Here is a 21,445-nt window from a genome sequence, read left to right as displayed (position 1 = left end):
GTTCACGGCTCCCGGACAACCACCCCCTTTTTTGATCTCCTCCCGAATTTCCGACACCGTGGCAGACGGCGCGACTAGGCTTCTCCTTGACCTTGTCCGGATCCTGATATGCTCTGCCCGCTCCCGATGGCACACCTCTTGCCACATCCCCTGCTGAACAGCTGCCTTGACCGGCGCCACTCCTTCTCCTCCTCATCCCCGGCCGCTGCCTGAACCTGGTGGCCGGGGATGGTTTATGTCAGGGACTGGAACCAGGAAAAAAACAACATCCATGGAGGAATTCAGATATCCATGAAAAAGAGTTCAAGGAAAACAGTACTGGCCCTGATGTTTATCCTTGCCGGGGTCGGCTTTCTCATCATGAAGTCCATATCCGACACCGGGGTCTACTACCAGACCGTGGCCGAAGTGCTCACCGACGCTTCCCTGCCCCGTCAGCGCGGAGTGCGAATCAGCGGCAACGTGGTCGACGGCACCATTTCCTATGATCAGCAGAACCTGCTGCTTACCTTTGCTGTCCGGGACATGGTGGATGAGAACAAAACCATGCTGGTGCGGTACAACGGGGTCAAACCGGATGCCTTCAAGGAAGATGTGGAGGTGATTCTTGAGGGCCGCTACGAGGAGAGTGCCAATACGTTTCACGCCGAGACCCTGCTGGCCAAATGCCCGTCCAAATATGAAAGCGAAATGGAAGAGGAGAAGGAATGAACATGGTAACTTTTGGCACCCTGTCGCAATCTGCGGCCTTTGTCGCCGGTTTGCTGGCAATGGTTCTGCTGTTGACCGGGATGATGCGCAACGACCTGCGCTTTATCGAGGCCGGCCGACGGGTCCTGATCGGGGTGGCGGTCTTCACCAGCATGGCAGCCTTTGCCCTGGCCTGGTTGTTTATGAACGATAACTTCCAGGTGGAATATGTGGCCTCCTATTCGGACCGGGCCCTGCCGCTTTTTTACAAGGCAACCGCCTTCTGGGCCGGACAGAAGGGATCCCTCCTCTTCTGGGCCTGGGTCTTGAGTCTCTATATCGCCCTGGTGGCCTGGAACACCCGCAAAGAGACCAGGATGAAGAACACCCCCTATATCTATCTCATCCTGGCTGGCACAGTGAGTTTCTTTCTCCTTCTGCTGACCACCATTTCGTCCCCCTTTGCTCTGCTCTCCTTTACGCCCCGGGACGGTCAGGGGCTCAACCCCATGCTCCAGAACCCGGGGATGATCTTTCATCCGCCCACCCTTTTTCTCGGCTACATCGGTTTCACCATCCCCTTTGCTTACGCCATCGCCGCCCTGATCTCGGGCCGGCTCGATCCGGACTGGCTGAAAAAAACCAGGCGGTGGAATATCCTCTCCTGGATCTTTCTCACCATCGGCATCATCCTCGGCGGCCAGTGGGCCTACGTGGAACTGGGCTGGGGTGGTTTCTGGGCCTGGGATCCGGTGGAGAACGCCTCCTTTATCCCCTGGCTTGTCTCCACGGCCTTCATCCATACGGCCATTATCCAGGAACGACGCAACATCATGAAGGTCTGGAACATGTCGCTGATCGCCCTGACCTTCCTGACCTGTATTTTCGGCACCTATCTGGTCCGAAGCGGCATCCTCCAGTCGGTCCATGATTTCGGGGCCACCGGCCTGGGTGGATACTTTCTGGTTTTCATGGTGGTGGTCGCCCTGGGCAGCATTATTCTGATCGCGGAGAGCTATTCCCATCTGCGGACCAGACACTCGCTGGAATCGCTGCTCTCCAGAGAATCCACCTTTCTCTTCAATAATGTCATCCTGCTGGCCATTGCCTTCTCCACCCTGTTTGGCACCGTGTTTCCACTGATCTCCGAGATGGTGACCGGTAACAAGCTGTCGGTGGGCGAACCCTTTTTCAACCAGGTCAACACCCCGCTCTTCCTGCTTCTGCTGCTGATCACCGGCCTCTGTCCCCTGATCAGCTGGCGCAAGGCCTCTCCGGACAATCTGAAGAAAAACTTCATGCTGCCCTTCGGCCTGGCCCTGGTCGGCGGCAGCACGCTGGCGGCCCTGGGTATCCGGGAGTTCTATCCCCTGACCGCCTTTACCCTGGCCATCTTTGTCTCGGCCACCATCCTGCTGGAGTTCATCGGCGGGGCCAGGGCCCGGAAGAAACTGACCGGTGAAGGGCTGATCGTCGCCTTTCCCAGGGTTATCTGGAAGCTGCGGCGGCGTTACGGCGGTTATATCGTTCACTTTGGTGTCGTCCTGATGGTGGTCGGCATCACCGGCTCCACCGCCTTCAAACAGGAGAAAGAGGCGACCCTGGAAAAAGGCCAGTCCATGGATATTGGCAACTACCAGCTCACCTACAACGATTTCACCACCTTTCAGGACCGGAACCGGACCGTCTATGCAGCCACTCTCGGAGTGGTGAAGAACGGCAAGCCTGCAGGCGACGTCATGACCGAACGACGGTACTACATCAACGCCGACCAGCCGACCACCGAGGTAAGCCTGCGGGTGACCCCGCTCGAGGATCTGTACCTGACCATGCCGATGATCGGCAAGAACCATGAAATCACCATCAGGGCAGCAGTCAACCCCCTTCTGTTCTGGGGCTGGATCGGCAGTGGCCTGATGGTCCTGGGAGCTGTCATGGCCATCATCCCGGCCGGTACAAGGAGGCGGAGCACATGAAGATCCTGATCCCGGTTATGTTGTTATTTGCCCTGTTTGGCCAGGTGTCCGGAGCCCATGCCCTGACCAGAACCGAAGTGGAGAAAAACCTGATCTGTTACGCCTGCCCGGGCGAACCTCTGAACATTGACCGGTGCAGCGGTGGAGACCAGATGCGGGCCGAGATAGACCGGCGACTGGCACTCGGCCAGGACAAAGAGACCATTCTCAACTTCTTTGTCCAGCGGTTTGGCGAGGATATTCTCACTGTTCCGCCCCGGAAAGGGTTTAACCTGGTGGCCTGGGCCGCCCCCTTTGTCGCCCTGTTCATTGGCCTTGCAGTGGCCACCATATTAACCTGGAGGTGGGCGGCGGCCGGACGCAGGGCCGAAAAAACGATAGCGGAAAAGACCGAGGCCGAGGCCCTGTACCTTGACATGGAAAAACGGGTCGAGGACGAACTGAAAAGACTGGAGGACGACGCATGAACATGGCCTTTTTTATCCTTGTCACCGGACTGGTCACCTTCTTTGCCCTTGCCCCGCTGCTGCGCGCAAAGGAGTCATGGCTGGGCACCACGGACCTCGGAGAGGCCCGCAGGGCCCTGGAAGCCGAGAAGCAGTCCTATCTCCGGGCCATGAAGGATATTGAATTTGAACACGCATCCAGCAAGATCAACGACCAGGACTACCAGGAGCTGCGCCGGTATTACGGTGCCGGAGCGGCCCGGACCATCCAGAGGCTAGAGGAACTGGAAGATGCGACCGCCGAGTCCCCGGTTGCCCTGGAGAAAAAAGTCGAAAAACAAAAACAGCTCCCGGGCGACCAGTGGCAGAACCTGGTTCTTGAGATCACGGTACTCAGGGAAAAAATCGATGTCCTGGAAAACGACTGGGACATCGGTGAAATCAATGATGATGAATACAGGGCCCGCCATGACGCCTACAACCAGGAGTTGGAGTCCCTGCTGAAAAAACTTGCAAACGGAGCCCGGCAACATGGGTGAGTTTCTCACTGTCCGTAATCTCTGCAAGGACTATGAAGGACTGCGGGCCCTGAACAAGGTAAGCTTTACCCTCGGGCGGGGTGACTTCTTGAGTCTCTTCGGTCCCAACGGGGCCGGCAAGTCCACCCTGCTCCGTATCCTGGCCACCCAGGTTGCTCCCACCTCGGGCGTAGTGGAGGTCTCGGGGTTCGATCTCGGAGAAGAGCCGGAGACCTTCCGGATGCAGCTCGGTGTCATCTCGCACCAGTCACTGCTCTATGACCACATGAGCGCCCTGGAGAACCTGGTCTTCTACGCCAGGCTCTACCAGGTGGACAGACCGGAACAGCGGGCCGCCGAACTGCTGCAGCTGGTGGACCTCTACCCCCGGCGTCATTCACGGGTGGGACAGTTTTCCCGCGGCATGCGCCAGCGGCTCAGTATTGCCAGAGCCCTGGTCAACGACCCTTCCCTCCTGCTCCTGGACGAACCGTTCACCGGACTTGACCAGTATGCAGCGAGCCTGCTGATGGAGCAGCTGACCATGTTGAAAAACCGGCGACGAACCGTGATCATGGTGACCCACAGCCTTAAACGGGGCCTGGAGGCAGCAACCAGGGTCGGCATCCTGGCCGGCGGACAGCTGGTCTACCTCCAGGAGCGCGAGGGGCTGGACCGACGCGCTTTTGCAGAGCTCTACCTGGAGCAGGTCCAGGGAGGTACCGCCCCATGAACGGACTGTGGCTGATCGTCACCAAGGATCTGCGGGCGGAACTGCGGCGGCCGGAGTCACTGATCTCCATGATTTTTTTCGGGTTCCTTCTCCTGGTGGTCCTCAACCTTGCCATTCCGCTGGGTACAGAGGTCGCCCCGGAAACCGGGGCCGGGATTCTCTGGGTGGCCATCACCTTCGCCTTTGTTCTGGGCCTGGCCAGGACCATGAGCCGGGAAAAGGAGAATCGGTGCCTGGAAGGGCTCCTGCTCAGCCCCCTGGCCGCGGAATCCCTGTTCGGAGCCAAGATGGTGGTGAACCTCGTTCTCCTGCTGGTGGCCGAGCTTTCCATCATTCCGCTTTTTTTTATTCTCTACGGAGACATCCCTCTCCACTCACTGCCCATGCTCATCGTAGTGGTCCTCATGGCCAATACCGGGCTCGCCGCCACCGGGACACTGTTTTCCGCCATTACCGCCGGAACCAGCAGGAACGAGGCCCTATTGCCCCTGCTCTTCTATCCGGTGGTCATCCCGCTGGTCAGCATCACGGTGAAGGTCACCGGCATGATCTTCCTGGGTGCGGCCGTGGCCGAATACGAATCCTGGCTCTACGTCATGGCTGCCTACGGGCTCATCTTTACCGGCCTGGGCGTGCTGCTTTTTGGCCAGATAATAACGGAATAACCATGAACATCCTTTTTTTGCCGCAGGAGGAGAGTAGCCATGCGCTCATCTCTCAGGGATAGGATCTATATCATCCTGACAGCCCTGGTCTTCGTCACCGCCATCTACATGGTCTTCATCCATGCCCCCACCGAACGGGTCATGGGGCCGATCCAGAAAATATTCTATTTTCACCTGGCCTGCGCCCTGGCCGCTTTTCTCTCGTTCCTGACCGCCTTTGTCAGCGGCATCTTCTACCTGGTCCGCAGGGACCTGCAATGGGATATCCTGGGCGCGGCCAGCGTGGAGATCGGTCTGGTATTCACCACTTTGGTCCTGATCACCGGTGTACTCTGGGGGCGGCCGGTCTGGAATGCCTGGTGGACCTGGGATCCGCGGCTCACCACTTCGCTCATTCTCTGGTTCATCTACGCCGCCTGTCTCATCTTGAGATTTTCCGTGGATCGACAGGATAAACGGGCGGCCTTTTGCGCCGTGATGGCCATTGCCGGATTTGTCGATGTCCCCATTGTCTTCCTGTCGGCCAGGCTGTGGCGGACCATCCACCCGGTGGTTATCCGGGCCGGTTCCATCGACATGGCCCCGGCCATGATCCAGGCACTGCTGGTGGCCCTGGCCGCCTTTACCATGTTGTGGGTGGTGCTTCTCTACCAGCGCAGCCGGACACTGTTCATGCACAACAGGATACAACTTTTGGAAAAACAACTTGATGGAGAGCAAACATGAACAATGAAGCGTTTCTGATCGCCACCTATGTGATCATCTGGGGCGGCCTGTTCGGATACCTCCTGTATGCAAACAGCCAGCAACACAAACTGGCCAGGAGAGTGGCCTCCCTGGAGGAGATGGTACACCACCGGGAGGTGAGAGATGAATGATATTCGAACCACCAAGGAGCAGGTGGTCCAGTTCTTTTTCTGGATCCTGATTGGCGTGATGGTCCTGTTCGCCGTTCTCAACACCACAGGCAGACAATCTGGCAGCCCCGGCAGCGGGAACGGAGCCCCGGTGGCCGAGGGGCAGGACCTGGCATCACAGATCGCGGTCTATGAAAGCATCCTGGCCAACAATCCCGACTCCATCAAGGCCCTCATCGGTCTTGGTGACCTCTATTTCGACGGCCGCCGGTACCAGGAAGCCATCGAGATCTTTGAACGGGCCGCGCAGATCGATCCGACCAGCGCCCATGTGGCCAACGACCTGGGTCTTCTCTACCTGAACACCAAAGTATACGACAAGGCCCTTGGCAACTTTCAAAGGGCCCTTAAAATCGATCCGACCCACCTGGACAGTCTGTTCTACATCGGCCTGATCCATGAATTCGCCGGCCGACCGGACCAGGCCCTGGCGGTCTTCAACCGGATTCTCGCTGCCAACCCTTCGCCGGAATTGAACCGGAGAGTGCAGCAGAAAATAGCAGCCATGAAAGGCCAGGCTCCGTAACAGGTGAGCGTACCTTGAAAACTTAGGATTTTCGTTCAAGATCAGGCAAGCGGAGACACTCCGAGGCATGCGAAAAATTTTACCACAGGTATATAGGTAATATTTCGAGGATAAAATTTTGAGCTTAACGCAGAGATCACACAGCGATCAAGTCGTCCGGCTGGGCGAAAATACAATTTTGCAAGGTAACCGTGATTGAAACAGCCTGTTCCAGCTCAGTGAATGCAAACAGGGCCATCCTCCTGACGGGATGGCCCTGTTTTGTTTTTTCTTTTTCAAGGTGGTTTAAACGACCCCTCCAACCCCTGACCGGGCCGGAGCGAGACAGAGCCTTTCTTTTTTCTGATTACCACTGAAATTCAGCCTTCGATGGATGAAGGTGTCGGCCTCGCTTGTTGCACGGGTGTCTGTGGCCTGGATGGCCACAGTCAAGCCCCCAGGGACGGGTTTATGGCGTCCCGTGAAACAAGCGAGGCCGACACCGGTTTCAATGCTGAAGATTGATGGTAATCACATTCTTTTTTAGAAAAGCTGGTCTGTATGGTCGAGCCGAGCTGATCAGGAATCCTGCTTGAACAACTTCTCGTACACCTTCTGCAGTTCGCCGGAGCGGATGGCCTGCTTGAGCTCAGAGGTGGACTTGTTCAGCCAGGTGTGCATCCCGTCCCGGGTCAGCAGATCATCGATCAGTTTGTTGACCTCGGGATCACCAAGCTTCTGCACCGAAGGGATGAATTTGAAGTAAAAGTTGTGGGCCACGTCATAGATACCGTGCCACCAGGTATAGTCCGGTCCCATCATGGCCGCACCCATCCTGGCCCGCCTTCCCTCGTGGTGCCACAGTTCCCAGTACTCCCAGTCGATATCGTTACCAAAGGCCAGATCCTTGCGCTCCAGCAATCCCTTTTTCTTGACCAATTTGTAGATCTCAGTGGCCGGGATGGCGAACTTCTCGTTGTAGAGTTTGACCAGCGCGTCATACTGGTAGTAGTGACCGTCGACAAAGTTGCCCTGGTGACAGCTCGTACACACCTCCTTCATGGCACCCCGTTTTTTCTGCCAGTTGTCCTTGTAGCTGGAAATGGGTAGCCGCAGGGTCCAGGATATCCGGTCGCCCACGTCGTGGGTGATGGCCTGACCCTCGGTGGCGGACATGTGGCAGGTGGCACAGGTGGGGGCCTCGTAGTAATCCTTGCCCACCACCCAGGAATCGCTCTCCAGATTCATCTTGCCCACGTTGGCGTAGTAGGCGATGCCATGCTTGGACTCTTCGTAGATCTCCTTTTGGGGATGGTCCGGCCCCAGGTGGCACTTACCGCAGGTCTCGGGCTGCCGGGCCTGGGCCACGGAAAAGGAATGCCTGGAGTGACAGGCATTACATGAACCCTTGGAGCCATCCGGATTGATCCGGCCGATTCCCGAGTTGGGCCAGGTGTCCGGGGACAATTTGTTGCTGGCCTCGGGATCGATCTTGACCTTGCCGCCATGGCAGGATTCGCAGCCGACGATGGCCGCCGGCTTGCCACCGGCCACGTGGGCCAGGAAGGCGTCCTTGGATTCCAGGATCTCTCCGGCATGGGCGTGGTAGGAGTTCATTGTCTGTTCGGCCTCCCGGGGATGACAGGCCGAGCAATCCCTGGGGGTCACCAGGGTGGCTATCAGGGCCCCTTCGTGTTCAAAGGCATCCACATCCCCTTCCTGAGCCTGGTGACAGTCGTAGCAGCTGACCCCGTTCCTGCCATGGGCCGAGTTCTTCCACTGCTCGTACATGCCCCTGTTCTCTTCCTCATGACAGCTGACACAGCTTTCCCTGTCCACCCCGGCCAGGGCCGTCCCGGCCAGGCCGGTTACCAGCAGGGCCATGGCCCCCAACGCGTATAACTTCTTCACACAAGCCTCCTTCATTGCATGGTTGCGGTGCTCCGGGACACGATTTTCACCGGTGCCACCTTTGATTTTTCAATTTCGGGCAAAAATTCCCTTGAAGAAAGGGAAACCTTCCCATTCTCAAATTTCCCACCATGCAAAGCAATAACCGTACCTGAGGCAATGCCCATTCCCACCGGCAACGCCATCCTCCTGTCAGTCCGATTCTTTATATAAATTCAACCGACTCGCCCAACCTGCACCATCCACTCAAGGTACCACATTGTGTAACATTTCTGTAAAAAGCGACAGCGCATTCTCACAAAGATGAAAAAATGATCCGGCACCCGAAACCAGGCCATTCCAGCAAGAAATGGCCTGGCCCGGTTTCCGACAGGAGGCTTGCCGGTTGACACCGGGAGACAAGCTCTCTATTATGCAGACGCAACCCAGATCGGCTTCCCGGCGGTCTCCATCTGCCTGGAACCGCCAATCCGCCCGGAAGCGACCTGAACCAAGGAATTTTCCTGGAAAGAAAGATGAGTAAATACGGCATGACCCGTGACGAGGCCCTGGGTCTCCTGCAGGAGTACCTGCAAAATCCCAATCTATACAAACATTGTCTGGCCAGCGAGGCCGTACTCCGGGCCCTGGCCCGGGAACTGGGAGAAGATGAGGAGAAATGGGGACTTGCCGGACTGCTCCATGACCTGGATGCGGAAAGCCAGCCTGACCTGGCCACCCATACGACCGAAACAGTCCGGGTGCTGAGTGAGCGGGGCGTGGACCCCGAGATCATCGAAGCCATCCGCCTGCATAACGAAGAGGCCCATGACGACAAACGGTCAACCAGGTTCCACCACGCCCTGGCTGCAGGAGAAACCATAACCGGCCTGGTCATTGCCACGGCGCTTGTCTATCCGGACAAGAAACTTGCCTCGGTCAAGCCCAAATCCGTCCGTAAACGCTTCAAGGAAAAAGCGTTTGCCAGAGGAGCCAACCGGGAAATCATCCGCGAGTGCGAACAGCTCGGACTCGAGGTGCCCCGTTTTTGTGATCTGGCCCTGGCCGCCATGCAGGAAATTGCCGACGACCTGGACCTGTAACCAGGGGAAAAAATCATGAATCGTATCCAGAGAGTCATTGAACAGATAGACGACCCGGAGCAAACCAGCCTGCTGCAGGCCGCATGCCGGGCAGCCCTGACCGGCGGTTCCATTCTTCGGGAGCTGTACGACAAGCCCCACACCATCGAGATGAAAGGAGCCATCAACCTGGTGACCGAGGCCGATATCGCCTCGGAAACCGCCATTCTTGCCTCCCTGGACGAAGATGCGCCCGGCATTGCTGTCCTGGCCGAGGAATCGGCCGCCGAGACGCCGGAGGAAGAAGAACAGGGCCAGCAATGGATCGTCGATCCCCTGGACGGGACCACCAACTTTGCCCATGGCTTCCCCTTTTTCGGGACCTCCATCGCCCTGCTCGACTGTGGCCGTCCCCGGGTGGGGGTGGTCTACTGCCCCATGCAAGACGAACTCTTCTGCGCCCTGGAGGGTGCCGGAGCCTGGCTTAACGGTCAGCGCATCGCGGTGACCGACACCCGGTTTCTCCTCGAGGCCCTGGTGGCCACCGGTTTTCCCTACGACATCCACGCCGCTCTGGACCAGGTCCTGGCTCAGCTCCGGGCCGTCCTGCCCAGGGTCCGGGACATCCGCCGCGCCGGCGCGGCGGCCCTGGACCTGGCCTATGTAGCCTGCGGCCGCCTGGACGGCTTCTGGGAGATGGATCTCAAGCCCTGGGATACGGCGGCCGGGTGGCTGCTGGTGACCGAGGCAGGCGGCAAGGTGAGTGATTTCGCCGGCAACGACTACTCGCCCTTTCTGCCCCGGATCCTGGCCAGCAACGGCATGCTGCACGAACAGCTGGGCAACTTGCTTACGTGAAAAAAGAGGACGGATCCTGGCCGGAGGACACCGCTGCCGTCGGGCGGAAAACCGGTGTTTTCTTCTCCCGGGCAAAGCCGGGGACTACCGTTGTGGCAATCCATCTGCTGATGATCCTGTGCGCCACCCTGGTATCCACCTCCTTTACCGTGGGCGACGCCATTGCCAACGGTATGGACCCGGCGGTCCTGACCCTGCTGCGCTTTTTTCTGGCCGCGCTGCTCTTCGCGCCCTGGATACGGAGAAAATTCGGCCTGGCCCTGCCCCGACCCGCCGATCTGGGCCGCTACGCCATGATCAGCGGCGCCCTGGTGGGTTTTTTCTGGCTCATGTTCCAGGCCCTGCGTTCCACCTCCGCCCTGAACACCTCGGTCCTCTTTACCCTGGTTCCCGGCATTTCCGGTCTGTACAGCGCGGTGCTCCTGCGGGAACGGCTGGGCCGCAACCGACTGCTGGCCCTGGCACTGGCCACGGCCGGCGCCATCTGGGTCATCTTCCGGGGCGACATCACCCTGCTTGTAAACCTGAAAATGAACCAGGGCGACCTGCTGTTTTTCATCGGCTGTCTGCTCATGGCCCTGTATACTCCACTGGTCAAACTCCTGCACCGGGGTGAGTCCATGGCGTTCATGACCTTCTGGATCCTGGTCACCGGTTGCGGATGGCTGCTGATACTGGGAGGCAACCGGCTGTTTCAGGTGGAGTGGAGCCAAATCAGCCTGTCGGTCTGGGCCGGGATTGTCTACCTGGCCGTCTTCTGCACCATCATCACCTTTTTTCTCTCACAGTATGCGGTGCTCTTTATCGGCCCGACCCGGGTCATGGCCTACAGCTATCTCTATCCACCCCTGGTGATCGGCCTGGAACTCCTGTCCGGCCACCCCCTTCCCTCCCTGCGCACCCTGGCCGGCATCCTGCTGATTATCCCGGCCATGGTGGTGGTCCAGCGCCAGGACAGGCCTCCCGGACCTGAGAGCCAGGACAGGACCGGTTAACGAACGGGCGGTAGTTCATCCAGCATCTGCTCGATGATATCCAGCCCCCGGTGCCAGAAAGCCGGATCATCGAGATCGATCCCGAAAGGCTGCAGCAGCTCGTAGGGGCTGCGGCTGCCGCCAGCGGCCAGCAGCTCGAGATACCTGTCGACAAACCCTTCCCCCTGTTCCTGGTACAGACCGTACAGGGCCAGCACCAGCAGTTCACCGAAGGCATAGGAGTAGACATAACCCGGCGTGCCGAGAAAATGGGGAATATAGGACCACCAGATTCCATACTCTTCGCGCAGCCGGACACTGTCACCGAACATGGGTTTCTGGGTAGCGAGCCAGAAGGCGGACAGCTGGTCGGGCGAGAGTTCCCCCTGCTCACGACGCCCTCTGTGCATGGCATCCTCGAACCGGTTCATGGCCACCTGGCGGAACACGGTGGCAAAGATGGATTCAAGCTTCTGGCAGATAAAAGCCCGTCTCGCCTCCCGGCTTTCCAGCAGCTCGAGCTGGGCCCGAAAAACCAGCAGCTCGGCAAACACCGACGCGGTCTCCGCCAGAACCAGCGGTGTATCACTGTTATAATAGCCCTGACGTGCAGCCAGATACTGGTGGACTCCGTGGCCCAGCTCGTGGGCTACCGTGGAGACATCACGCAGCGTACCCAGGTAGTTGACCATGACATAGGGATGGACATCCGGGACACAGGGGTGGGCAAAGGCGCCGCCCCGCTTGCCCGGCAGAACCGGCGCATGAATCCATTTCTCCTGGAAAAACCGCTCGGCTATTTCAGCCATTTCCGTTGAAAAGGCGGCAAAGGAGTCTACAACGATCCGGCAACACTGCTCCCAGGGGATCACCCCTTCCTCCAGGCCTGGCACCGGGGCGTAACGATCATAATCGTAGAGTCGCTTGAGCCCCAGTATCTCCCGTTTCATCTCATAATAACGGTGGACGATGTCATAACGGCCGGTCACTGCCTCAACCAGCGTGTCCACGGTTTCATCACGCAGTTCGTTTTCCAGGTTCATGGAACTGATCCAGGAGGGATAACTCCGCAGACGATCCTGAATCATCTTTTCCGCCGCCAGGGTGTTGAAGATATGGGTCAGGATGTGGAGATGGCGCTGCAGCCCTTCGGTCATCTCGGCCGCGGCCTGGCGTCGTGTTGTCCGATCCGGGTGGTAGAGGTCGCTCAAGACCTCTTCCTCGGTACGGCGGCGCTCGCCAAAGGTCATCTGGCCGAGCAGCTTTTCAAAGAGAACGTTCCAGGAACTGCGGCCCACCGGGGCCAGCTCCTGGAGGAGCTCCTCCCGGGCCTGGTCCAGCTGGTGCGGAGCGAACCTTCGAAGCGAGGCCAGGTAGTGACGATATTTCTCCAGCAAATCCGAGCCAAGCAGAGTCTCGGCCTGCTCCCTGTCGAGCCGGTTCCACTCCAGGCGAAAAAAAATGGTCTGACGCCCCACCCCGGCCGCCAGCTCCTCCACCCGCTGCAGCAGGGCCGAGGCCTGGGGATCGCCGGTGCGGGTGGTGAAATGGAGGAAACTGTAGGTGGCCAGCCGGCCAAGGCGCTCGTCAAGCTGTTCGAGCCGGGTGACGAGCTCCAGCAGCTCACCACCATCAAGCCCGGCAACCTTGCCTCCATACTTCCGAGCCAGACCGTTCGCCTCCCGGCGGCAAAGCTCCATGTCCTCCTCCAGGGCCGGATCGTCCACCCCGAGGTAGAGGTCCTCCAGGGACCAGAGCACCTCGGCCGCACCTACATCATCTATCTGTTTTCCCTTCCCATTTTCTACTGTCATTTCCACATCCTCGCCTGTCGTTTCAATATTTTTTCGCCCCATGTTAAAGAAGAGACTTTGGTTGCGCAAGAGTCCTTTTAACCCGCATCTTTCGCAAAGATTGTCGCGAAAGGTCGGAAAACGCCATGAATGCAGATAGCAAGCGAAATGAGACCTTCGAGGAACAGCTTCAAAAAGGCCGCAGACATATTGAAATATTTCGAGGACCTTTTTGAAGCTGTGACGCAGCAGGCATAGTGTTTTCCGACCTTGCAGCAGATTGTTTGTGAAATATGCGGGTTAAGCCAAGAGCATGGCCGACACCTCCACACGGGCACATAACTCTTACTTGATCTTTGGTTCAGAAACACTGATAATTTAGAACAAGATGCTGTTCACTTCTGCTCTCAGGATTCTGGCCCGAAACCATGTGGGATCTGAAACGAAAATACGCACTTATCGGTGGCTGTCTCGTTCCGCTGTTCGGACGTCTCAACCTGACCGGAACCGGTCATGAGGGAGACCTGTACCGTTACCTGATCCCCATGGTCGTGGGGTCGGTGGCCGGCTATCTCCTGGGAACGATGACAGAGCGGTGGCAAACCAAGGTGGAAGAACTGCACCGGGCCAACGCCGTCTTGCAGGAAAAAGAAGAAAAATACCGGGAAATCTTCAACGCCCCGGGTGATGCCATCATCATCTACGACCACCAGACCGGCCATCTCAAGGAGGTCAACCAGGCCATGCTCGACATGTACGGCTACAGTCGGGCGGAAATCAAATCCCTCATGGCCTCGGATATCAGCCAGGGAGAACCGCCCTGGGATGAAACCACGGCCAGAAAATGGGTAGGCCGCACCCTGGAGCACGGCCCGCAGAATTTCGAATGGCTTTCCAGGCGCAAAAACGGCGAGACCTTCTGGACTGACATCAATCTGAAACTGGCCCGCTATGGCGGCCGGATGAACATGATCGCGGTGATCCGCGACATCGACCAGCGCAAAAAAGCCGAACTGGCCCTGGCCCGGGAAAAGGAACAGCTGCTGGTCACCCTGCGTTCCATCGGCGACGGGGTCATCACCGTGGACCGCCAGGGACGGGTCATGCTGCAAAACATCGTCGCCGAACAGCTCACAGGCTGGTCCCTGGAGGAGGCCCGCGGTCTGGAGTTGGAAAAAATCTTTCATATCCAGGATGAAAAAAGTGGCGAGCCCTGCCCCAACCCGGTGACCGAGGTCCTGCGAACAGGCAGGATAACCGAACTCGACCAAGGCACGGTCCTGGTTGCCCGGGACGGGACCCGCCGGGTGATAGCCGATTCCTGTGCCCCCATACGGGCAAGGAGCGGCGACATCGTCGGGGTGGTTCTGGTGTTTCGCGATGTCACGAAACAGCAGCAGATGGAACAGGAACTGCTCAACACCCGGAAGCTGGAATCGGTAGGCGTTCTGGCCGGCGGCATCGCCCACGACTTCAACAACATCCTGGGCGCCATCCTTGGCAACATCAGCCTGACCCTGCAGGGACTGGACCACAACATGGAACGAGACCTGATTCGGACCCGGCTGGAAAGCGCCCAAAAAGCCACCATGAGGGCCAGGGGACTGACCCGACAGCTCCTTGTCTTCTCCCAGGGAGGGGCACCGGTCAAGGAGGTTTCCAGCCTGGATGGCCTGATCACCGAATCAGCGAATTTTGTCCTCCACGGCTCAAAGACCCGTTGCGCGTTTCATCTGGCTCCGGATCTCTGGCCGGTCAACATCGACCGGGATCAGTTCAGCCAGGTTATCCAGAACCTGGTCCTCAATGCCCGCCAGGCCATGCCAGGAGGGGGGACGATCACCATATGCGCCGATAACGTGCCGGCCAGCCAGAACCTGCAGGCCCCTGGCCTGGCGGCTGGCCCCTGGGTCCGGATCCAGATTTCGGATACCGGTCGGGGCATTGATCCGGAGGATATCCACCGTATCTTTGATCCCTATTTCACCACCCGTCGCCGGGGTACCGGTCTTGGCCTGGCGGTGACCCATTCAATAATCCAGAAACACGAGGGCCACATTACAGTCCATTCAGAGATGGGCAAGGGAACGACCTTTATCATTCTCCTGCCCGCCCAGCCCGAGGCTGTCCCGGTCGAGAAGACCCGACCCCGGCGGGCCAGCGTGGGAAGCGGCACCATTTTAGTCATGGACGATGAGGAGATGATCCGGGATATCTGCAATCTGATGCTGACCAGACTTGGCTACACAGTGATACTGGCCGGCGACGGCCAGGAGGCGGTGGACCGGTACAAAGAAGCCCTGGAGTCGGGCCGGGAAATCGATGCGGCTATCATGGATCTCACCGTACCCGGGGCATGGGCGGCCGGGAGGCGGCCGGAAAGATACTGGCCCTGGACCCTGACGCCCGGTTGATCGTTGCCTCGGGCTACTCCCATGATGCCGCCATGTCCCGACACCGGGAACACGGTTTCAGAGCCGCGGTAAGCAAACCCTTTGACCTGGATGAACTGGGCCTGGCGGTGCAGACAGCCCTGGAAAAGGAATAAACCGCCCCCTGGCCAGCGCCCATTCAGGATCGGCAAACCGCGGCAGGATTATCCCAACAGGTCGCGGATAAAGGGGCCCACGGCGGCAGGGCCCTTCTCATCCACCAGCCGGATGGTGGCGGTGCCGATGACCGCCATGTCCGCCCTGCCCTCCAGCATGGCCACGTCTTCGCGCCGGCCGATACCAAAGCCCACGGCCAGGGGCAGGTCAGTTGCCGCCCGGCACCGCTCGAGGTAGCGGACCAGGCCTGCATCCATCTCGGTATGGGCGCCGGTCACCCCGCGCCGGGCCACGCAGTAGATAAAGCCCTCGCCCCGGGCAGCGACCTCGCGCATGCGATCATCGGTGGAGGTGGGCGTAAAAAACATGATCGGCGCCAGCCCGTGTTCCCGGCACCCCTCCAGATACTCCCCGCCTTCTTCCGGCGGCAGGTCCGGAATGATGCAGCCCCGGATTCCCATGTCGGCCGCCTCCTCCAGGAAGGCGGAGGTGGAGTAGCGAAAGACGATATTATAGTAGGTCATAAAGAGAAAATGCACCCCGGGGTGGGCGGCGATCATCTCCCGGGCAAAGGCCAGGCAGTCGGCAACCCTTATACCACCGGCCAGGGCGTCCTGGTTGGCCTTGAGGATCACAGGTCCATCGGCCATGGGCTCGGAAAAAGGGATCTGCAGCTCGATGCAGTCCACACCGTTTTCCGCCATCTGGGCAATGACCTGCCGGTTCACTTCAAGCGAGGGATACCCCAGGACCAGGTGGGTCATCAGCAGTATTTTTTTCTTCTCCAGCCGTTTTTGTATATCTTCCTGTAAGGTCATGGTCATCTATGCAATAGGTTGGTTAAGGTTCAAGGATACGCTCCCCCTCCCGTGTCCCGGCCTCCCGACGTCACCACCGGAAACAGCCCGGGTCAGCCGGCGGGCCGGATCAGCTCCTGTCTTTTTTATATTCCTCGGCCCGGCCGATGATAAACTCCTTCCAGGAAGGATCGTCAAAGGCATGGGCAATGGTGAAGATATCCTTGTCTCCCCGACCGGACATGTTGATGATGATGGCCTGATCCCGCCCCATGGAGGGCGCCTCCCTGATGGCCTGCACAAAGGCGTGGGCCGACTCCAGGGCCGGAATAATGCCCTCGGTCCGCATGGTCAGGCTCAGTGCTTCCATGACCTCCTCGTCGGTGGCGGCCTCGAAACGGACCCGCCCCTTCTCGCCAAGATCAGCCAGGATGGGCGAGATCCCCACATAGTCGAGGCCCGCGGCGATGGAATGGGTATCTAGCATCTGCCCGTCACTGTCCTGGAGGAACATGGTCTTGTAGCCCTGGGCCACTCCGGGAGCCGCCCGGTCACCCTTCATCCGCGCGGCATGCATGTCCGTGTCCACGCCCTTGCCACCGGCCTCGACTCCGACCAGTTCCACCACGTCCTCGTCCAGAAACCCCTGAAAGATGCCCATGGCATTGGACCCACCACCCACACAGGCATAAACCCGATCCGGCATCCGCCCGTGCTGGGCGAGGATCTGCTTCCTTGCCTCCTGGCCGATGATGGACTGGAACCAGGCCACCATTTCCGGAAAGGGATGAGGCCCACAGACCGTCCCGAGCACATAATGGGTGTCATCCATCCGGGTGACCCAGTCACGGAAGGCCTCGTTGATGGCGTCCTTGAGGGTCCGGGCCCCGTCGGTCACCGGGATCACGGTGGCGCCCAGCTTTTCCATCCAGAACACGTTGGGCCGCTGACGGGCCACATCTTCCTCGCCCATGTAGATGGTACATTCAAAACCGAACCTGGCCGCCATGGTGGCCGTGGCTACTCCGTGCTGGCCGGCCCCGGTCTCGGCTATAACCCGCTTCTTGCCCATACGCCGGACCAGCAGACCCTGGCCCATGACATTATTTGCCTTGTGGGCCCCGGTGTGATTGAGATCTTCGCGCTTGATATAGATTCTGGCTCCGCCGAGATGATCACTGAGGTTCTCGGCAAAGGTCAGCGGCGTGGGCCGGCAGGAGTAATTACCCATCAGGGCCACATACTCCTTCCAGAAATTCGCATCGGCCCGGGCGTCCTCGTAGGCCCGGTTGAGTTCTTCAAACGTCTGGTGCAGCACCTCGGGGATAAACGCACCGCCCCACTGGCCAAAATATCCTTTTTTCATAGAAATAATTCCAAAAAATATGAATTGAAAATCAGCGTCCGCACCCTCGTCCTGCCCGGCGACCCTACCAGGGCCGCGGCAGGCAGACAGTGCAAACACTACAGTATATGATCAAGAAACTTGTCCCGCTGCTGGCGACAGGCAACCGCAAAATCTTCAGGAAAATGTCCACAGATAAAACGGAGCTGGGCCTCGCTGAAGGCACCCATGGACCAGGGCAGCTTGGGCAGAAAGCTGTAAAGAAGCCGCTGTCCGTTCTGACGTCCCAGCCGTTTGGCATACTCAATGGAGGTCACCAGCCGGGCCCCAAGCCCGGCATAGATCCTCTGGGCTACCAGGATAGCTGTATCGATGGACTGACGGACCGCGGTCCGGGCCTCGATCACATTGCCCACCGGTCCCTCGTCGGTGTCGGCGACGACCATGAGCTGCAGTTCCCACTGGGAGACCTGGGCCTTGGGCACGAAAAGCAGCACATTCTCGTCCTGCCAGACAACCAGGCTGTCCGGCCCTTGTCCGCCATCGGTGCGCCCATTGGCAAAAATGCAGCGCAGGTAGTCGGTAAAGAAATCACTACCATGTTCGGCCCGGTAATAGCCGGCCGCGTCTGCCACCAGATCGCCGGCGCTGTAGGCGGCCATGGTCCCGCCGCCGGACTGTTCCACTTCTTCCGGGACCATGGCGTACTGCTGATGGATCATCTGGTGCGAGGCGTGCAGCCGGTATCCGGAGCCGGAAAAGTCATAGCCGAAATTCCAGCCCCAGAGGGTCGCCGGGTGCTCGGGCAGCAGTTGAGCCATGCGCAGGATCTTCCGGCGCAGCGTTTCCAGTTCATCCACCGAGAGTGTCTGGCGCCGCCGGGGCAGATCCAGTCCCAGCCGATCGGCAAGCACACAAAAGATCCGCTGGTAGTAAAGATGCCGCAGTCCCTGCATGTCCTGCAGGGAGAGCTCGCTGGTGCGGTAACGGATGGCGTCATGGGCCATGTTGGCGGCAAAATGGCCCCAGGGAATATAACTGTTGCGCCGCAGATACTCAAAGACATGGGTGGCGCCCCGGTGAAACTCTCCCACTATCTCGCTACTCCCCTGTACCCCGGGCCTGAGCACCATGATCTCCTTGTACCGGTCCTGCAGATGAGGATTGTTGGCAATGGTTTCAAAGAGTTCAAAATCATCGATATCGGCCCGGACAGTGCCGTCCTTTTTCCTGTAGACAAGACCGGTGGGCTGTCCGCTATTGTCAAAGGTCATCCGGCAGCAGAACCTGGCCAGCAGAACCAGCTCGTCTGGATCCGTGGAATTGGCTGCCAGATCATAGAGAACCGGACGGGGCAGCTCCCCGAGGATTCGGCGGGCCTGATCGGGCTCAAGATGCCGCCCGAGGACAGCCATCAGCGAACAGGAAGGCGGCGCCTTGATCCTGATGGAGGAGGGATCCACCGCCCGGGCTGCGGCCCAGCCTGAATCTATGTAGGTTGCGCCACGGAAAAAGAGGGCATTGGGAATTTCATAGATCCAGCGGGCAGCCCCTTCGTGCACGTCGCCATCCGGGAAGTTGACCGTGTTATCAAGGCTGGTCCCATCGGGCATGGTGCCCAGTTCCGCGATAAAATCCTGCTCTCGCAGGTTCACGACACTGTAGGAAGGCCGGTGGACACCGACCCTGAAGGTTCCGTTCGGGGTGACCGATGTGCGCAGCATTTGTTTCCCTGTCAAGAATTTTTCTGTTTGCAGGTTGTACATTCCCGGGTCCCGGCGCTGCCCCGAAAGGCATCCGCCTGTTGATTCCAGGCATAATAGACCAAAGCCATGAGGAATTCATCCCCATTTGAAACCCGGCCTGTTTTTCCCGCTCAGCGCCCCAGGATGCCCAGCCGTTCAAGCAGGGTTTTGAGATCGCGCTGATCAAGGCGGGTGAGTCCGGCTTGGCGGGCAAGCTCCAGGGCCTCGGCATATTCCCCGGGCCGCAGGGGCCGGTCAATTTCGGGATACCGGTGCGCCTGGCCGCAGGGATGGTACTGGTCCATGATGTTGATATAGGTCGCCGGGGATATTTCCTCTGCCAGCCAGGACAGGATAGCACCGGTTTCATCCAGCATGCCCGGCATGACCAGGTGGCGGACCAGCAGGCCACGCCTGGCCAGGCCGTCGGGGCCGATCTCCAGATCGCCCACCTGGCGGTGCATCTCCCGCACCGCCTGCCGCATCACCTCGGGATAGTCCCGGGCCCCGGCATAGCGGCCTGCGGAATCCGGGACCCAGAACTTGCAGTCGGGCATGTAGATATCGACTATCCCGTCCAACAGACGCAGGGTTTCGACACTGTCATACGCCGACGTATTGTACACAAGCGGAATATCCAGCCCTTCGGCCACGGCTATTTCCAGCCCGGCAAGGATCTGGGGCACCACATGGGACGGGGTCACCAGATTGATGTTATGACTGCCCATGGACTGCAGTTCGAGCATGATCCGGGCCAGCTGCCGATCATCGACCTCGCTGTCCGGGGAAAGGCCCTGGTCATCGATATGGCTGATGTCATAGTTCTGGCAGAACACACAGCGAAGGTTGCAGCCTTCGAAAAAAATCGTCCCTGAACCGTTACGCCCCACCAGGGGTGCTTCCTCGCCGAAATGGGGTCCGAAACTGGCCACCCGGACACAACGACCCACCTGGCAGAGCCCGACCTGATCATCAAGCCGGTTGACCCCACATCTTCGGGGACATACGGAACATGACTCCAGCAGGCTCCAGGCCTGACGGCGCCGACCGTCAACCACATTGTGCCGCCCCCCGGGACGAGCTGATTTTTTTCCTGTTTTTTCCATTGTCATCTCACCTGTTCTTATATACATTGCAGGCAAAATCCAGGTACCCGGCAGGGCCGTACCGAAGAGCGAAACGGTTCGGCCGCAACGAGATACGCTAAGACTTCGACCATGAAAATCCTTCCCGACGGCGTTGTGCCCGGGAGCGATTTTCATACAACCATCCATTGGGAAAAGCAGTCTATGTCGTGGTTTACTTCTTTTTGCAGCACCTCTGTTGGCAAAAAATACATCATGGCCTCAACCGGCCTGCTGCTCGGCGGGTTTCTGCTCGTCCACGCTGCCGGCAACAGTTCCATCTTCTGGGGACGGGACGCCTTTCTCTCCTATGCCGAGCACCTGCATGCCCTGGGCCCGCTGGTCTCTGTTTTTGAAATCACCCTGCTGGCCGTCTTCTCCCTCCACGTGGTAACCGGACTGGCCCTGGCCCTGGAAAACATCAAAGCCCGATCAAGCCGCTACGTCGTACAGCACTCCGCCGGCGGCCGGACCCTGGGTTCGCGGACAATGCCCTATACCGGTCTGGTGATCCTGGGCTTTATCTGGATGCACCTGCAAAATGTCCATTTCACCGACCACCACAGCAGAACCATTGCCGACATAGTTTCCACCATCCTGGCCAACCCCGCCTACACCGTGCTCTACGGTCTGGGGCTGCTGGCCCTGGCCCTGCATATCAGTCACGGCTTCTGGTCCATGTTCCAGAGCATCGGACTCAACCATCCCCGTTACGACCGGTTGATCCGTGTCAGCGCCTGGATCGGATGTGGATTCATAGTCTCCATCTTTTTCGTTATTGTCCTGCTGCTCATCAGCAACAGTAACTGGCTTGGCCAACTTGCGTAAATATACCACT

General features: G+C 58.9%; 21 protein-coding genes. 15 read left to right on the top strand and 6 right to left on the bottom strand.

What is annotated here, in order from left to right:
- The first annotated feature begins 228 nt into the window (after window positions 1-228).
- The 9 genes from GF1_RS05685 to GF1_RS05645 are packed head-to-tail and all read left to right on the top strand — an operon-like array spanning window position 229 to window position 6,471.
- Window positions 229-711, top strand: a complete 483-nt coding sequence (locus GF1_RS05685) for a cytochrome c maturation protein CcmE (protein WP_267928668.1) — start codon at window positions 229-231, stop codon at window positions 709-711.
- Window positions 708-2,666 (top strand): heme lyase CcmF/NrfE family subunit, encoded by a 1,959-nt coding sequence (locus GF1_RS05680; RefSeq protein WP_267928667.1) that lies wholly within the window; start codon window positions 708-710, stop codon window positions 2,664-2,666. The genes GF1_RS05685 and GF1_RS05680 overlap by 4 nt, the downstream gene beginning before the upstream one ends.
- Window positions 2,663-3,133 carry a cytochrome c-type biogenesis protein gene (locus GF1_RS05675; protein ID WP_267928666.1) on the top strand — a complete coding sequence of 157 codons (471 nt, stop codon included), beginning with the start codon at window positions 2,663-2,665 and terminating at the stop codon, window positions 3,131-3,133. The genes GF1_RS05680 and GF1_RS05675 overlap by 4 nt, the downstream gene beginning before the upstream one ends.
- Entirely contained in the window at window positions 3,130-3,651 is a 522-nt protein-coding gene (locus GF1_RS05670; RefSeq protein ID WP_267928665.1) for a hypothetical protein, read from the top strand. Before GF1_RS05675 ends, GF1_RS05670 begins: the two co-directional genes overlap by 4 nt.
- Window positions 3,644-4,363 (top strand): heme ABC exporter ATP-binding protein CcmA, encoded by a 720-nt coding sequence (ccmA, locus tag GF1_RS05665; protein ID WP_267928664.1) that lies wholly within the window; start codon window positions 3,644-3,646, stop codon window positions 4,361-4,363. The genes GF1_RS05670 and ccmA overlap by 8 nt, the downstream gene beginning before the upstream one ends.
- Window positions 4,360-5,028, top strand: coding sequence for a heme exporter protein CcmB (locus tag GF1_RS05660; protein WP_267928663.1), 669 nt, complete (start codon window positions 4,360-4,362; stop codon window positions 5,026-5,028). The genes ccmA and GF1_RS05660 overlap by 4 nt, the downstream gene beginning before the upstream one ends.
- Before the next feature lie 39 nt (window positions 5,029-5,067).
- Window positions 5,068-5,754, top strand: a complete 687-nt coding sequence (locus GF1_RS05655) for a cytochrome c biogenesis protein (RefSeq protein ID WP_267928662.1) — start codon at window positions 5,068-5,070, stop codon at window positions 5,752-5,754.
- Window positions 5,751-5,906, top strand: a complete 156-nt coding sequence (locus GF1_RS05650) for a CcmD family protein (protein ID WP_267928661.1) — start codon at window positions 5,751-5,753, stop codon at window positions 5,904-5,906. Before GF1_RS05655 ends, GF1_RS05650 begins: the two co-directional genes overlap by 4 nt.
- Window positions 5,899-6,471: a tetratricopeptide repeat protein gene (locus GF1_RS05645; RefSeq protein WP_267928660.1), complete on the top strand. Its 573-nt coding sequence runs from the start codon at window positions 5,899-5,901 to the stop codon at window positions 6,469-6,471. Before GF1_RS05650 ends, GF1_RS05645 begins: the two co-directional genes overlap by 8 nt.
- A gap of 558 nt (window positions 6,472-7,029) precedes the next feature.
- Here GF1_RS05645 and GF1_RS05640 read toward each other — a convergent pair.
- The gene (locus GF1_RS05640) at window positions 7,030-8,361 is read right to left on the bottom strand and encodes an ammonia-forming cytochrome c nitrite reductase subunit c552 (protein ID WP_267928659.1); all 1,332 of its coding nucleotides are present in this window, start codon (window positions 8,359-8,361) and stop codon (window positions 7,030-7,032) included.
- A 515-nt stretch (window positions 8,362-8,876) separates the two neighbouring features.
- On the opposite strand from GF1_RS05640, the gene GF1_RS05635 reads away from it, so the two are divergent.
- The 3 genes from GF1_RS05635 (at window position 8,877) to GF1_RS05625 (ending at window position 11,275) form a co-directional block, all read left to right on the top strand.
- Window positions 8,877-9,443 (top strand): HDIG domain-containing metalloprotein, encoded by a 567-nt coding sequence (locus GF1_RS05635; protein ID WP_267928658.1) that lies wholly within the window; start codon window positions 8,877-8,879, stop codon window positions 9,441-9,443.
- A 15-nt stretch (window positions 9,444-9,458) separates the two neighbouring features.
- Window positions 9,459-10,280, top strand: a complete 822-nt coding sequence (locus tag GF1_RS05630; RefSeq protein ID WP_267928657.1) for an inositol monophosphatase family protein — start codon at window positions 9,459-9,461, stop codon at window positions 10,278-10,280.
- A gap of 92 nt (window positions 10,281-10,372) precedes the next feature.
- Complete coding sequence (locus tag GF1_RS05625; RefSeq protein WP_267928656.1) at window positions 10,373-11,275, top strand: DMT family transporter; 903 nt, start codon at window positions 10,373-10,375, stop codon at window positions 11,273-11,275.
- Here the strand turns inward: GF1_RS05625 and GF1_RS05620 are convergent.
- Entirely contained in the window at window positions 11,272-13,068 is a 1,797-nt protein-coding gene (locus GF1_RS05620) for a M3 family oligoendopeptidase (protein ID WP_267928655.1), read from the bottom strand. The genes GF1_RS05625 and GF1_RS05620 overlap by 4 nt on opposite strands.
- Window positions 13,069-13,475: 407 nt before the next feature.
- On the opposite strand from GF1_RS05620, the gene GF1_RS05615 reads away from it, so the two are divergent.
- On the top strand, window positions 13,476-15,461 hold the full coding sequence (locus GF1_RS05615) for a PAS domain S-box protein (RefSeq protein ID WP_267928654.1): 1,986 nt from the start codon (window positions 13,476-13,478) through the stop codon (window positions 15,459-15,461).
- Window positions 15,404-15,595, top strand: a complete 192-nt coding sequence (locus tag GF1_RS05610; protein WP_267928653.1) for a hypothetical protein — start codon at window positions 15,404-15,406, stop codon at window positions 15,593-15,595. Before GF1_RS05615 ends, GF1_RS05610 begins: the two co-directional genes overlap by 58 nt.
- A gap of 48 nt (window positions 15,596-15,643) precedes the next feature.
- Here the strand turns inward: GF1_RS05610 and trpA are convergent, their stop codons facing one another.
- The 4 genes from trpA to GF1_RS05590 form a co-directional block, all read right to left on the bottom strand.
- Window positions 15,644-16,414, bottom strand: coding sequence for a tryptophan synthase subunit alpha (gene trpA, locus GF1_RS05605; RefSeq protein ID WP_267928652.1), 771 nt, complete (start codon window positions 16,412-16,414; stop codon window positions 15,644-15,646).
- Between the two features lie 109 nt (window positions 16,415-16,523).
- The gene (trpB, locus tag GF1_RS05600) at window positions 16,524-17,759 is read right to left on the bottom strand and encodes a tryptophan synthase subunit beta (protein WP_267928650.1); all 1,236 of its coding nucleotides are present in this window, start codon (window positions 17,757-17,759) and stop codon (window positions 16,524-16,526) included.
- 98 nt (window positions 17,760-17,857) lie between these two features.
- A complete protein-coding gene (locus GF1_RS05595; RefSeq protein ID WP_267928649.1) occupies window positions 17,858-19,462 on the bottom strand; it encodes a hypothetical protein in 1,605 nt (534 codons plus the stop codon).
- Between the two features lie 152 nt (window positions 19,463-19,614).
- Window positions 19,615-20,589: a radical SAM protein gene (locus tag GF1_RS05590; RefSeq protein ID WP_267928648.1), complete on the bottom strand. Its 975-nt coding sequence runs from the start codon at window positions 20,587-20,589 to the stop codon at window positions 19,615-19,617.
- 183 nt (window positions 20,590-20,772) lie between these two features.
- Here GF1_RS05590 and GF1_RS05585 point away from each other — a divergent pair, with 183 nt between their 5' ends.
- Window positions 20,773-21,435: a succinate dehydrogenase cytochrome b subunit gene (locus tag GF1_RS05585; RefSeq protein WP_267928647.1), complete on the top strand. Its 663-nt coding sequence runs from the start codon at window positions 20,773-20,775 to the stop codon at window positions 21,433-21,435.
- Window positions 21,436-21,445: the final 10 nt, after the last annotated feature.

This window comes from Desulfolithobacter dissulfuricans (genome assembly GCF_025998535.1).
In the GTDB taxonomy this organism is placed as follows: Bacteria; Desulfobacterota; Desulfobulbia; order Desulfobulbales; family Desulfobulbaceae; genus Desulfolithobacter; species Desulfolithobacter dissulfuricans.
This window is presented reverse-complemented; position numbering and strand designations above follow the sequence as displayed.

Excerpts from the sequence above, each read along its gene's own strand:
- GF1_RS05680 (WP_267928667.1), top strand. The coding sequence starts at position 708 with ATGAACATGGTAACTTTTGGCACCCTGTCGCAATCTGCGGCCTTTGTC.
- GF1_RS05685 (WP_267928668.1), top strand. The coding sequence starts at position 229 with ATGGTTTATGTCAGGGACTGGAACCAGGAAAAAAACAACATCCATGGA.
- ccmA (WP_267928664.1), top strand. The coding sequence starts at position 3,644 with ATGGGTGAGTTTCTCACTGTCCGTAATCTCTGCAAGGACTATGAAGGA.
- GF1_RS05675 (WP_267928666.1), top strand. The coding sequence starts at position 2,663 with ATGAAGATCCTGATCCCGGTTATGTTGTTATTTGCCCTGTTTGGCCAG.
- trpB (WP_267928650.1), bottom strand. The coding sequence starts at position 17,759 with ATGAAAAAAGGATATTTTGGCCAGTGGGGCGGTGCGTTTATCCCCGAG.
- GF1_RS05585 (WP_267928647.1), top strand. The coding sequence starts at position 20,773 with ATGTCGTGGTTTACTTCTTTTTGCAGCACCTCTGTTGGCAAAAAATAC.
- GF1_RS05610 (WP_267928653.1), top strand. The coding sequence starts at position 15,404 with ATGGGCGGCCGGGAGGCGGCCGGAAAGATACTGGCCCTGGACCCTGAC.
- GF1_RS05590 (WP_267928648.1), bottom strand. The coding sequence starts at position 20,589 with ATGGAAAAAACAGGAAAAAAATCAGCTCGTCCCGGGGGGCGGCACAAT.
- GF1_RS05660 (WP_267928663.1), top strand. The coding sequence starts at position 4,360 with ATGAACGGACTGTGGCTGATCGTCACCAAGGATCTGCGGGCGGAACTG.
- GF1_RS05650 (WP_267928661.1), top strand. The coding sequence starts at position 5,751 with ATGAACAATGAAGCGTTTCTGATCGCCACCTATGTGATCATCTGGGGC.
- trpA (WP_267928652.1), bottom strand. The coding sequence starts at position 16,414 with ATGACCTTACAGGAAGATATACAAAAACGGCTGGAGAAGAAAAAAATA.
- GF1_RS05620 (WP_267928655.1), bottom strand. The coding sequence starts at position 13,068 with ATGACAGTAGAAAATGGGAAGGGAAAACAGATAGATGATGTAGGTGCG.
- GF1_RS05630 (WP_267928657.1), top strand. The coding sequence starts at position 9,459 with ATGAATCGTATCCAGAGAGTCATTGAACAGATAGACGACCCGGAGCAA.
- GF1_RS05595 (WP_267928649.1), bottom strand. The coding sequence starts at position 19,462 with ATGCTGCGCACATCGGTCACCCCGAACGGAACCTTCAGGGTCGGTGTC.
- GF1_RS05655 (WP_267928662.1), top strand. The coding sequence starts at position 5,068 with ATGCGCTCATCTCTCAGGGATAGGATCTATATCATCCTGACAGCCCTG.
- GF1_RS05670 (WP_267928665.1), top strand. The coding sequence starts at position 3,130 with ATGAACATGGCCTTTTTTATCCTTGTCACCGGACTGGTCACCTTCTTT.
- GF1_RS05635 (WP_267928658.1), top strand. The coding sequence starts at position 8,877 with ATGAGTAAATACGGCATGACCCGTGACGAGGCCCTGGGTCTCCTGCAG.
- GF1_RS05645 (WP_267928660.1), top strand. The coding sequence starts at position 5,899 with ATGAATGATATTCGAACCACCAAGGAGCAGGTGGTCCAGTTCTTTTTC.
- GF1_RS05615 (WP_267928654.1), top strand. The coding sequence starts at position 13,476 with ATGTGGGATCTGAAACGAAAATACGCACTTATCGGTGGCTGTCTCGTT.